At 69.4% G+C, this 11,561-nt stretch carries 13 protein-coding genes; 6 read left to right on the top strand and 7 right to left on the bottom strand.

Going from position 1 to position 11,561, the window contains the following annotated elements:
• Window positions 1-48 precede the first annotated feature (48 nt).
• Entirely contained in the window at window positions 49-1,479 is a 1,431-nt protein-coding gene (locus tag JEQ17_RS46050; protein WP_200400893.1) for an FAD-binding oxidoreductase/lyase, read from the bottom strand.
• A 131-nt stretch (window positions 1,480-1,610) separates the two neighbouring features.
• On the opposite strand from JEQ17_RS46050, the gene JEQ17_RS46055 reads away from it, so the two are divergent.
• The 4 genes from JEQ17_RS46055 to JEQ17_RS46070 all read left to right on the top strand — a co-directional run bounded on the left by JEQ17_RS46055 (window position 1,611) and on the right by JEQ17_RS46070 (window position 5,137).
• Window positions 1,611-2,507, top strand: coding sequence for a helix-turn-helix domain-containing protein (locus JEQ17_RS46055; protein ID WP_200400894.1), 897 nt, complete (start codon window positions 1,611-1,613; stop codon window positions 2,505-2,507).
• Between the two features lie 102 nt (window positions 2,508-2,609).
• The gene (locus JEQ17_RS46060) at window positions 2,610-3,587 is read left to right on the top strand and encodes an SMP-30/gluconolactonase/LRE family protein (protein WP_200400895.1); all 978 of its coding nucleotides are present in this window, start codon (window positions 2,610-2,612) and stop codon (window positions 3,585-3,587) included.
• Window positions 3,588-3,692: 105 nt separating this feature from the next.
• On the top strand, window positions 3,693-4,274 hold the full coding sequence (locus tag JEQ17_RS46065; protein ID WP_200400896.1) for a carboxymuconolactone decarboxylase family protein: 582 nt from the start codon (window positions 3,693-3,695) through the stop codon (window positions 4,272-4,274).
• Window positions 4,271-5,137 carry an RNA polymerase sigma-70 factor gene (locus JEQ17_RS46070; protein WP_200400897.1) on the top strand — a complete coding sequence of 289 codons (867 nt, stop codon included), beginning with the start codon at window positions 4,271-4,273 and terminating at the stop codon, window positions 5,135-5,137. The genes JEQ17_RS46065 and JEQ17_RS46070 overlap by 4 nt, the downstream gene beginning before the upstream one ends.
• Window positions 5,138-5,234: 97 nt before the next feature.
• On the opposite strand, the gene JEQ17_RS46075 is transcribed toward JEQ17_RS46070, so the two are convergent.
• The 3 genes from JEQ17_RS46075 to JEQ17_RS46085 all read right to left on the bottom strand — a co-directional run bounded on the left by JEQ17_RS46075 (window position 5,235) and on the right by JEQ17_RS46085 (window position 7,515).
• Complete coding sequence (locus tag JEQ17_RS46075) at window positions 5,235-5,606, bottom strand: YybH family protein (protein WP_200400898.1); 372 nt, start codon at window positions 5,604-5,606, stop codon at window positions 5,235-5,237.
• Between the two features lie 69 nt (window positions 5,607-5,675).
• Window positions 5,676-6,389 carry an SDR family NAD(P)-dependent oxidoreductase gene (locus tag JEQ17_RS46080; protein ID WP_200400899.1) on the bottom strand — a complete coding sequence of 238 codons (714 nt, stop codon included), beginning with the start codon at window positions 6,387-6,389 and terminating at the stop codon, window positions 5,676-5,678.
• A 202-nt stretch (window positions 6,390-6,591) separates the two neighbouring features.
• A complete protein-coding gene (locus tag JEQ17_RS46085) occupies window positions 6,592-7,515 on the bottom strand; it encodes a LysR family transcriptional regulator (protein ID WP_200400900.1) in 924 nt (307 codons plus the stop codon).
• Between the two features lie 169 nt (window positions 7,516-7,684).
• On the opposite strand from JEQ17_RS46085, the gene JEQ17_RS46090 reads away from it, so the two are divergent.
• Both JEQ17_RS46090 and JEQ17_RS46095 read left to right on the top strand, forming a co-directional pair.
• Entirely contained in the window at window positions 7,685-7,987 is a 303-nt protein-coding gene (locus JEQ17_RS46090; RefSeq protein WP_200400901.1) for a muconolactone Delta-isomerase family protein, read from the top strand.
• A gap of 107 nt (window positions 7,988-8,094) precedes the next feature.
• A complete protein-coding gene (locus tag JEQ17_RS46095; RefSeq protein ID WP_200400902.1) occupies window positions 8,095-8,691 on the top strand; it encodes an MBL fold metallo-hydrolase in 597 nt (198 codons plus the stop codon).
• A 34-nt stretch (window positions 8,692-8,725) separates the two neighbouring features.
• On the opposite strand, the gene hemC is transcribed toward JEQ17_RS46095, so the two are convergent.
• The 3 genes from hemC to JEQ17_RS46110 form a co-directional block, all read right to left on the bottom strand.
• Window positions 8,726-9,661 carry a hydroxymethylbilane synthase gene (gene hemC / locus JEQ17_RS46100; RefSeq protein WP_200400903.1) on the bottom strand — a complete coding sequence of 312 codons (936 nt, stop codon included), beginning with the start codon at window positions 9,659-9,661 and terminating at the stop codon, window positions 8,726-8,728.
• A gap of 136 nt (window positions 9,662-9,797) precedes the next feature.
• Window positions 9,798-10,664 carry an AraC family transcriptional regulator gene (locus JEQ17_RS46105; protein ID WP_200400904.1) on the bottom strand — a complete coding sequence of 289 codons (867 nt, stop codon included), beginning with the start codon at window positions 10,662-10,664 and terminating at the stop codon, window positions 9,798-9,800.
• Window positions 10,665-10,818: 154 nt separating this feature from the next.
• Window positions 10,819-11,310, bottom strand: coding sequence for a carboxymuconolactone decarboxylase family protein (locus JEQ17_RS46110; RefSeq protein ID WP_200400905.1), 492 nt, complete (start codon window positions 11,308-11,310; stop codon window positions 10,819-10,821).
• Window positions 11,311-11,561: the final 251 nt, after the last annotated feature.

Raw genomic sequence — 11,561 nt, forward strand, 5'->3', positions numbered from 1 at the left:
GGGAAACGTGGGGCTGACAGGCGGCGCCCTGGGGCAGGGCAGAGGGCCTCACCCTTCGATGGCCTTGAGAAGGTCGGCCCGTGAGGGCCCTGGCGGCATGTGCTGCTCCACCTCGGGGAGCAGCCGGGTGACCGCGTCGGCGAGGGCCGGAGCGCGCAGTGCCTCGCGGGCGCCGGGCAGGAGATGGGCCGCGGCTCGTTCCGCGCGCAGGGCGTCGGTGTCGCGCCGGGCGAGGAGGGCGAGCGCTTTGGCACGGCTCCAGTCCGGGTTCCGGTAGGGGATCCCGGCCGTGTGCGCGTCCATCTCGGCGAGGCGGTGGCGGGTGTGGGCGGCGGTCTGCTCGTAGATCCGTCCGAGGCCGTCCCGGGTCGCCTCGGCGAACCGGGTGACGAGTTCGACGGGGTGGGCGGTGCCGGTCTGCCTCAGTGCGTCCCGCAGGAGCAGGCTGTGCTGGAGGCTCATGGCCAGCCCGCGTCCCACGGTCGGCGTGGTGATGGCCCAGGCGTCCCCGACGGCCACCAGCCCGGCGACGAGGGGGCGTTGGGAGTCGTACAGCGGCCGTTTGCGGTCAGTGAGGCCGGCCATGATCTGGATGCCGTCGGTGACGGGCTGTCCGTCGAGCCAGGAGTCCGCGCCGGGGAACAGGCGTACGGCGGCGGACCAGGCGCGTTCGTTGCGCAGCGCCCGACGAAGTTGTCGGTCGTCGCTGCGGCCGATGAGACAGACCGAGTAGGTGCCGTGGTCGGCCGGGATGCGCAGGAGGCCGAGCGATCCGTGCTCCACCACCAGGGGAAACCGGTCCGTCGGCATCGCGCCGTCGGCGGACCGGAAGTACTGGCTGTAGTAGGTGAAGCCGCGCCGCCCGGACTCGTCGACCGGACACGGCACGCCGATGTCCCGCAGCCAGGACGGGAGTTGGGACCTGCGACCGGTGCAGTCGACCACCAGATCGGCTGTCGCACCGCCCGCCTCGGTCTCCACTCCGGTGACCAGAGGGACGCGATCGCCGGACGCGCCACCGTACGAGGTCCGCGGTCCCGGTGAGCTGCGCAGGCCCCGGCAGACGGTGTCCCGCCCGATGCGGATGCCAGCCCCCTCGGCGACGCGTGTCGCGACGGATTCGAGCAGGGAACGCCGGGCGGCGAGGGTGTCGAACCGTTCGTCCCCGGCCGTCGGCGGACCACGGAAGGCCGGCTCGGGCGCCAGCACGTTCAGCCGGACGGCCCCCGCCGCCGTCATCTCCCGTACGAGGTCCGGAAGATGGGCCTCGGCCAGCTGAAGCCACCGCGCGAGCGGGAGGTGCGTCTGGCGCAGCTGGGCGATACCGGGGCGTGGCCACCGCGACCACGCGGGTTCCGCGTCGGACGGCGGGGGCTGCGGATCGCGTTCCAGGACGGTCACCTGGTGGCCGTCCTGGGCGAGAAGCAACGCTGTCTGCAGGCCGCCGAGCGCGGCACCGAGTACGATGATCCTCGCCATGGTCGGTTCTCTTCCTCCAGAGGTGAGTCGGTCAGCGGTGAGTCCGTCGTTCGAGACGGCTGCCTCACCATCCCCTGCCTATCCACGGCAGGGGATGGTTGGTCCTGAAGCGGCGCTCCAGACTATGAGCCATGAACGGAAAGCGGCCCCTCGGGGAGTTTCTGCAGAAACGCCGGTCCCAGGTGCGGCCGGACGACGTGGGGCTCCCCACGTACGGGGAACGACGGCGGGTGCCCGGCCTGCGCCGCGAGGAGCTGGCGCTCCTGGCCGGGGTGAGCTCCTCGTACTACACCAGGCTCGAACAGGGGCACTCGTCCAACGCCTCACCCGAGGTCCTCGACGCCATCGCCAGGGCCCTTGATCTGGACGACGCCGACCGTCTTCACCTGCACGATCTCGCTGTGGCGCAGCGCCGTCCGGCGAAGCCGCGCAGGGTGCCGCCCGAGCAGGTGGCGGCGTCGGTCCGCCAGTTGGTGTCGGCCCTGACCGATGTGCCCGTGGTCGTCCTCGGCCGCCGCTGCGACGTCCTGGCCTGGAACCGGACGGGGCACCTGCTGTTCGCGGGGCATCTCGACCCGGAAAGCCCGGACCGGCCCGCGGAGCGGCCGAACATGGCGGAACTAGTCTTCTGCGACGGCCATACGAGGGATCTGTACGCCGACTGGCAACAGAAGGCCCGCGATGTGGTCGGAACGCTACGCCTTGCGGCCGGCCGCAATCCCGACGACCCGAAAATGGCCTCACTCGTCGGGCAGCTCCTGCTGAGAAGCCATGAATTCGAATCACTGTGGGCCGATCACCGGGTCCGTGCCAGTCCTGTCGCTGTCTACACCATGCGACATCACTTGGTGGGCTCGATCGAGGTGACCCAGCAGACCCTCCAGGCCGAATCGGACCAGCGGATCGTCATGGTCACCGCGGCGCCCGGCTCGGCCTCCGCCCACGCACTCGCCCTTCTCTCCCGCACCGCGCATTCCTTGCCCGCACCACACATTCCGATCCCCACCGCGGATCAGGTTCCGCGGTGACCTCACGCCGGAGAACCCTTTTCTGATCCGGCATCAAGCGCCCTACGCAGAAGCATTTTCGTCGATGCGTTTCCTTGTCATGCCCGAAAACCTGAAGGAATCATGAAGAACACTCTCAAGAGCGCCGTTCTCGCCGCCGCCGCGGCGGGCCTTTCCCTCGTCACGGTCGCCACGGCGACGGAGGCGATGGCCGCGACCGCGCCGCTGTCCCGGGCCCGGATCGTCACCCACTTCGACCTGGCCCAGGGGCAGATGCCGGAGAACGCCGTCATCGAACCGAACGGCTCCGTGGACGTCACCTTCGCTGCCGCCCGCCAAGTGGCGCGCATAGACCGGCGCGGCGCGACGCAGATCCTGGCAACGCTGCCGGCTCCCTCCGACGGCGGTGTCCACACCCCGGTGCTCGGTTTCCCCCTGACCACGGGGCTCGTCCGTACCGACGACGGAACCCTGTACGTCCTCTACGCCACCGGCACCGCGGACCTGACCGGCCTGTGGCGGCTGAAGCCGGGGCGCAAGGCACCCGAACGGATCGCCGCCCTCCCCGCCGACGGCCTGCCCAACGGACTTGCCTTCGATCCCCGCTCGCGCGCCTTCTACATCACGGACTCGGTCCTCGGCACCATATGGCGAGTCCCCGCGAACGGTGGACGAGCGACGGCCTGGTCGACCGCACCGGAGCTCGCCGCACAGGGATTCCTCGGAGCCAACGGCGCACGCGTGCACAAGGGTTCGCTGTGGGTGACCAACCTCGACCAGGGCACCGTGCTGAGCCTCCCCCTCCGCGGCGGTCACCGCGCAAGCACACCGACCGTCAGGGCCACCGGACTTGAGGGCATCGACGACTTCGCCTTCACCGGCCGGGGCAACGAGATCCTCGCCGCACTCAACGGGCCCGGCACGGTCGTGCGCATCGCGGACGACGGCACGCACACCACCGTCCTGGACTCCTCCGACGGACTGCAGAACCCCACCTCCGTGGCGATCCGCGGCAAGGACGTCTACGTGCCCAGCGCCGCCTACCTCACCGCCACCGACCCCAACCTGCTCCACGCCCGCCTGGACCGTCACGGCCACTGACCGCGCCGGCGATGTGGGTGTCACACTCTCGGCCCCGGCGGTGTCTTCATGCCGAACAGGCCGACAGGGCCACAGGCCAACGGGCCTCCGGACAAGGAGAACATCGTGACACTGCGCATTCCGAAGGCGGAGCTTCCCACCGAGCTGAGGGAGACCACGATCGAGCAGTTCGGTGCCGTGCCCGAGCCCTTCGAAGTGACGGCGCACAACCCCAAGGTCGCCCAGGACTCCACGGAGATCGGGGCCAGGCTGAGCCAGTGGGACATGGCCGACGAAGGGCTCAAGACGTTCGCGCACATGGCGGTCGCGGCACAGGTCGGCTGCAGTTGGTGCCTGGACATCAACTACTTCCAGGCGCTGAACAAGAACCTGGACCTGACCAAGGCGAGCCAGGTGCCGCGCTGGCGGGAGTCGGAGGTGTTCACACCGCTGGAGCGGGAGGTACTGGAGTACGCCGAGGCCATGACCAGTACACCGACGACCGTCACCGACGAGTTGTACGCGGGCCTGCTCGACCGGCTCGGTCCGGCGGCGATGGTCGAGCTCACCGCGGTCATCGGCTTCGCCAACATGGCGACCAGGAACAACACGGCACACGGGATCACGTCCCAGGGCTTCTCCGACGCGTGCGGGATTCCACTGGCGGCGCGTTCGGAGAAGCCCGGAGTGGTGTCGACGGCGACATGACCGAGGATCCCTTCCTCGCCCATCGCAGCCTGCTGTTCACGGTCGCCTACGAGATGCTCGGGTCGGCGGCCGACGCGGAGGACGTACTGCAGGAGTCCTGGCTGCGGTGGGCCGACGTCGACCGTTCGCAGGTGCGTGACGCACGGGCGTATCTCGTCCGGATTGTCACTCGGCAGGCGCTCAACCGGCTGCGGACGTTGTCGCGCAGCCGCGAGGAGTACGTCGGTGAGTGGCTCCCCGAGCCGCTGCTGACCAGCCCCGATGTCGCCGAGGACGTCGAACTCGCGGAGAGCGTCTCGATCGCGATGCTGACCGTCCTCGAAACGCTCGGGCCGACGGAGCGGGTGGTGTTCGTACTTCGCGAGGTCTTCGAGATGCCGTACGGCGAGATAGCCGAGGTCGTCGGGAAGTCCGCGGCCACGGTGCGGCAGATCGGACGGCGGGCCCGCGGACACGTGGCGGCTCGGCGGCCGCGGGTGCGGGTGAGCAGGTCCGAGCAGCAGGCCGTGGTGGAGCGCTTCCTGCTCGCGCTGCGCACCGGTCGGTTGCAGGAGCTGATGGAGGTCATGTCGCCGGACGTGGTCCTGATCGCCGACGGTGGCGGGATCGTGGCCGCCGTCGAGGCTCCGATCCACGGTGTCGAACTGGTGGCGAAGCTGCTCGCGCGTGCGGATCGGACGGTCACCCGCTTCGAGGCGACGGCCGTGTGGCTCAATGGGGCTCCCGCGGGCCGGGTCGAGGTCGCCGGCGAGCCGGCCGCGGTGAGCCTCGTGGTGGACGGCGGGCAGGTCACCCGGATCTACCTGGTGAGAAACCCGCAGAAACTGACACGGCTGGATGTGCGGGCCGAACTCACCAGGTAGGCCTGCTGCTCCGGCGATCGTGTGCTCCGGCGGTCGTGGGTGTTCCGGACGGTTCCCAACCGTCCGGAACACCCACGACCGCGTCGGCGAACGGCGACTAGTCGAGGCGCGAGACCTGGTAGTGGCTGATGTGCCAGTCCTCCGCCGTGCGCTTCACGATCACGCCGAGGCTGACGTCGAGTGTGGGCCGGTCGGAGAACGAGAAGTCCACGCTCAGATAGCCCAGTACGAGGTCGTCGGCGAGGCGTCTGGTCTCGACGATCCGGTACGCGGCCGTCAGACCGAGGGGTTGGGAGTCGTAGTAGTCCGCGATGCCCTGGCGCCCCACGCTGTAGGGGTGCAGTCCCTGGAAGATCGCGTCCTCGGTGAACAGGGCGGCGACCTTCTGCGGCTCGTGGCTGTCGACGGCGGCCTTCCAGCGGTCGAGGACGCCGCGCAGGACCGATGCGGTGTCTGTGGTGCTGTTCATCCTGTTCTCCTTGCCGATGGGACTGATGGGGCTGATCGGCTGCTGGGACCGACAGGCCCGATGGGACCGTCAGTGACCGGCGCTCATGCCGCCGTCGACGTGGAGGATCTCGCCGGTGACGAACGGCGCGTTCTCCAGGTAGATCACGGCGTCGACGATGTCGCTCCGCTCGCCCATCCGGCCGACCGGGTGCAGGGCGGCGAGGGACGCATGGGTCTCCTCGGGGTGCATGGGGGTCTTGATGGTGCCCGGAGCGACGGCGTTTGTGCGGATGCCGCGGGTGGCGTACTCGATGGCGAGGGACTTGGTGGCGGACTGCAGGCCGCCCTTGGTCAGCGAGGCCAGTACCGAGGGCACGTTGGCGTCGGCGTTGTCGACCAGGCTGGTGGTGATGTTGACGATGTGGCCGCCGCCGTGGGCGAGCATGTGCTCGACGGCCAGCTGGGTGATGCGGAAGAAGCCGGTGACGTTAACGCCCGTCGCGATGGCGTAGTCGTCCTGCGTGTAGTCCGTGAAGGGCTTGGCGACGAAGACACCCGCGTTGTTGACCAGGGTGTCGACGCGGCCGAACCTCTCCACACCGGCGGCGATGACGCGCTCGGCGGTCGCCGGGTCGGCGATGTCGCCCTGGACGGTCAGGATGTCCGCGTCGTCGGCGGGCGCGATGGTGCGTGAGGTGGCGACGACGGCGTAGCCGAGTTTGCGGTAGGCGTCGACCAGTCCGGCGCCGATGCCCTGCGATGCCCCGGTGATGACGGCGACCTTCTGGTGCTGTGCGTTCATGGTGATCTTCTCCGGTTTGGGTGCGGATTCCTCGGCCGATTTCCAACTAGTCAACCGGTCGACTATTTGGAAAGTAGGCGGATGCAGGAGGAGAAGTCAAAGGTCAGAGGGGGATGGCCAGGACCGGCTTCCTCCCAGCTGGTAGGGCTGGGCTCCCAGCGCAGGTCGGCGGGATGACGTGCGGGAAGACGCCGGTTGTCGGCTAGAGCTTGTGCGGGTCGCCGTCGGGCAGCCAGGCGGCAGGGCCGTGGATTCCGAGGTCGCCGACTTCGTCGCAGAGGGCGTCGGCGACGGCGAGTACGGCGGTACGGACCTCGCCGGCTCGCCTGACCAGGGACCAGGTCCAGTAGATCTCCGGTGCGACGACCGGGCGTTGGACGAGGTCGGGCGGCAGTGGAGTGGTCTGCCCCTTGGGGGAGTTGATGACCGGGCGGTCGCTGCGGCGTACGTGGTCGAAGAACGCGGGGCCTGTGATGCCGCCGTCGAAGATGCGTACCGCGTGAGCCCCGGTGTCGTGCGCCAGTTGCTCGGCATAGGTGTTCCAGGAGGACCACGAGGTGGTGTCGTCGTCGAGGAGGACGGCGGTGTCCTGGGCGGCCACCTCCCCGGTGTCGTCGCCGGATGCGACGGCGTAGAGCCGGTCGGCGCCGATGAGCCGGGCTTCCAGGCCGTGCCGCTCCACATCCTCGGACCGCACCCAGCACACGGCGAGATCCAGACTGCCGTCGGCGACCCGGGCGGCCTGGGTGTGCGAGGGCGCGATCCACGCGTCGATGTGCAGCTGTGCCACGGCGGAGGTGCGGGCGGTCAGGTCTGCCGGCAGCCAGTTGACGTAACCGAGCCGTACCGGATCCGAGCCGGACAGGCGGCGGGCGCGGTGCTGGAGATCGTCGGCCCGTTCCAGCAGGGCGCGGGTGTGGGGGAGCAGGGCGGAACCGGCCGGGGTGAGCGACACCGAACGGCGGTCACGATCGAAGAGGCGCACCCCGAGATCGCGTTCGAGCGCCTTGATCTGCTGGGACAGGGACGGGCCGGCGATGAGCAGCCGCTCGGCGGCCCGGCCGAAGTTCAGCTCCTCGGCCACCGCCACGAAGTACCGCAGTTGGCGCAACTCCACGCCCGTCATCGTACGTCCCGTAGGAGGCTGTACCTATCAGCAGCGAGGCAGCCGGTCGTGGCGCGGGCCCGGTGACGGGAGGACGATGACGGCCACAGGACGCGATCACCATCGCGGCGTTCGGTCCCCGCCGGACACCCCGTCGAGCGCCGGAAACCTCATCGAGCGGAGCAGGGCCATGCGAGAGTTCCTGGTCGAGATCACGACCACTGTCCCCGAGGGAGCCGGCCAGGACGAGGTCGACCGGCGGCGCGCGGCCGAAGCCGTCCGTGCCCGGGAACTGGCCGCCACCGGCAACCTGGCGCGGCTCTGGCGCCCGGTCGGCGAACTGCGCAGCATCGGCATCTGGCGGGCCTCCGACGAGGAGGAACTCCACGCGAAGGTACTCGGCACACTGCCGCTTCGCCCGTGGATGACCTTCACGGTCACCGCACTCCAGCCCCACCCCAACGACCCGGGCGGGAGCGACGCCGCGCGGTGACGGCTCGGCACGCGCCATGACTCCCGTTCACGGCCACCGCCACCGTGCACTCGCCGCCGGTGTAGGGAGCATGGAACCAGCGGGCGTGCGGCGTACGTTGGGATGCCATGCGGATCACGAAATACACCCATGCGTGTGTGCGGCTGGAACACGAAGGCCGGGTGCTGGTCATCGATCCCGGGACATGGAGCGAGCCGGCGGCCTTGATCGGCGCGGACGCCGTGCTGGTCACGCACGAGCACGCCGATCACATCGACGTCCTTCGCCTGGCCGGGCTCGGCGTGCCGGTGTACGCCCCGGCCGACGCGGACATTCCACGGCTGGAGACCATGGGGGTGTCCTCGGGCACCGAGTTCACCGCCGCCGGCTTCCGAGTGCGAGCGGTCGGCGGGCGTCACGCGTTCATTCACGACGGCGAGCCGGACTGCGCGAACCTCGGCTACGTCGTCGACGAGTCGGTCTACCATCCCGGTGACTCGCTCCACGTCCCTGAGCAGCCGATCGAGACGCTCCTGGTCCCGGCCCAGGGATCGTGGATGAAGATGGCCGAGGCGATCGACTTCATGAACGCGATCGAGCCGCAGAGGGCGTTCCCGATACACGACGCCCAGCTCAACGATCGCGGCCTCAACAGCGTCAATGTCTGGCTCGCCGAGTCGACCGACTGTGACTACCGCTTTCTGGCGCCCGGCGAATCGCTCTGAGCCTGAACCTGGGCTTGGGCTTGAACCTGAGCCGTCAGTGGGCGATGCCGTCGATCAGGTCCCGGGCGCCCTGGCGCAGCAGAGCCACGGCGACGGAGGTGCCGAGGGTGGCCGGGTCGAGGGGGCCGGCCCACTCGTGGGCGTTGAGCTGGGTCTTGCCGTCAGGGGTGAACACGCAGGCGCGCAGGGAGAGTTCGCCGTTTCGCGCGGCCGTGGCGTAGCCGGCGATCGGGGAGTTGCAGTGGCCCTGGAGGACGTGCAGGAACATGCGCTCCGCGGTGGCTTCGCGGTAGGTGTCCGGGTCGCCGAGCGCGCTGACGGTGTCGATGGCCGTCGTGTCGCCCTCGCGGCACTGCAGGGCGAGGATGCCCGCGCCGATCGGCGGCATCATGGTCTCGGGGGAGAGGATCTCGCTGATCACATCGGTGCGGTCGATGCGCTCCAGGCCGGAGACCGCGAGCAGCAGCGCGTCCGCCTCACCCGCCGCGAGCTTGGCCAGGCGTCGGTTGGCGTTGCCGCGGAAGGGCACGCACTGAAGATGCGGGTGGGAAGCCGCCAACTGGGCGATGCGGCGCACCGAACTGGTGCCGATCCGGGTTCCGTCGGGCAGTTCGTCGAGGGTGAGTCCGCCGGGGTGGATGAGGGCGTCACGGATGTCGTCCCGCTTGAGGAACGCGGCGAACATGGTGCCTGCCGGGAGCGGCCGGTCGGCGGGCACGTCCTTGACGCAGTGCACCGCCAGGTCCGCCTCGCCGGCCAGGAGCGCGGCGTCGACCTCCTTGGTGAACGCCCCCTTGCCCTCGACCAGGGAGAGATCGCCCATCCACTTGTCGCCGGTCGTCTTCACGGGCACAACTTCGGTGCGCAAGTGCGGGTGGAGCGCTGCCAGTTCGCCTTGGACGCGCTTCACCTGGGCCAGCGCCATGGGCGAGTCGCGGGAGACGATACGGATCAGTTCAGGGACGGACATGCCGACACGATAGACCCTTGGAGCCACTGGTTCGTCATCCACCCGAACGTGCCGACGGCGTCGGACTCGCCGCCTGAGGCAACAGCGGCCTTACCGGCGCGCGGCCCGGCCCCCGGCCCGGGCCGCGCGCCGGATGTCAGACCGCGGTCCGTTCCACGGGGATCCACAGCTCCGCGTCCGCGTGCTTGGCATCCTGCGAAAGCCGGGTCCGCAGGATCTCGGGCCCCGGTCGGCTCTGGTACGGATTGGACGGGAACCACTGGGTGAACACGTCCCGCCACAGGTACTGGAGTGCCTGCGGGAACGGCCCGGAGTTCTCGAAGACGGCCCATGTCCCCGCCCGGACGGTGAGCGCGTCCATGTCCTCGGGCACGGCGGCGTGGGTCACCACGCCGTGGTAGTAGTCGAGTTCGGTTCCCTCGGCGCGGCTCTCGTCCAGATTGTCGCTCACCGAGATGATCCCCTCCGGCTGTTGATCGGACAGCTGCTCGATGCGCTGGATCGTCTCCTGGCCGAGGCCCCGGATGAAGGCGACGATCGCCGGGTTCATCCCCTCGTGCACCAGGGGGACGCGCGCCTTCCTGCCCACCACCCGGAACTCCTCCTTCTCCACGACCCTGTACCGCATGCTGCTACTCCCTTCGACGACGAGGCGGAAGGACATCCGGGGCTGGGACTGCAGGCTCGCACCGACCCGCCTGGCCTCGCCGGGACCGACGCCGTGCATCGTGCGGAACGCACGCGCGAACGCCTCCCCCGAGGCGTAGCCGTAGCGCACCGCGATCTCCAGCAGTGTCCGTTCGGCGGCCAGCACCTCGGCACCCGCGATGGTCAGGCGTCTGCGCCGGATGTACTCCGACAGCGGAATCCCCGCCAGCGCCGAGAACAGCCGCCGGAAGTGGTACTCCGACGTCACCGCGATCCGCGCCAGTTCGGACACCTCGATGCGCTGATCGAGGTGGCACTCGATGTGCTCCATGGCCTGGTTGAGCCGCTCCAGCACCCCGGTCTCCTTCCCTTTCGATCACCAACGTAGGAAGAACCCGCCCTGCCGGACCCGACATCCTGTGCCCGGTTCGGTCGGGCACGACGGGACTTCGTTCGCCGGGGCCGATCCAGGACGACGCCATCGAAGCCCCTGCTCAAGCGCTCACCCGTCACCCCTGAGGGAGCCCCCGCACCGGATGCTTGCTCATGATCGAGACGCGGTTGAAGGCGTTGATGGTGAGGGCGATCCAGATCACGGCGGATATCTCGTCCTCGGTCAGGATCTGGCGGGCGTCCTCGTAAGCGGCCTCCCGGGCGGTCGCGTTCGCGATGTCGGTGGTCGCTTCCGCCAGGGCGAGCGCGGCCCGCTCCCGTGGCGCGAACAGTTCCGTGTCACGCCAAGCGGGCAGTACGCCCAGACGTCGTGTGGTCTCGCCGGCACGCAGAGCGGCCTTGGTGTGCACATCGAGGCAGTAGGCACAGCCGTTGATCTGGGACACGCGGAGGTTGATCAGCTCCACGAGGATGCGGTCGAGACCCGCGTCGGCGGCGGTCGCACGGACGGCTTCGGAGGCCTGGACCAGCGCGTGGTAGGCCTTGGGGCTCTGCTTGTCGATGAAGACCCGCCGCCTGCCCGCGGTGCCCGTCGTCGTGTCGCTCAAGCTGAACTCCTTCGGCGGGCCGTCCCAGGCCCTGATCGTTGCGTCGCGTCCGTCGCGTACCTGTCGAGATCATCGTGCCAGGCCCCATGAGACGCCCACCTTCCGGGAATTGAAACCGTTCAATCCACTCGCGTCGTGGCTGCAACGAGCCCGGTCGAAGTCGCACCCTCATCCGACTGTCCGTCAAGAAATCCCTGCACACTCATTGACCCTTGTCTCGCACGCCTCTACGTTCACCTACGTCCAACGCC

Origin of the sequence: Streptomyces liliifuscus, assembly GCF_016598615.1 — a bacterium.
In the GTDB taxonomy this organism is placed as follows: domain Bacteria; phylum Actinomycetota; class Actinomycetes; order Streptomycetales; family Streptomycetaceae; genus Streptomyces; species Streptomyces liliifuscus.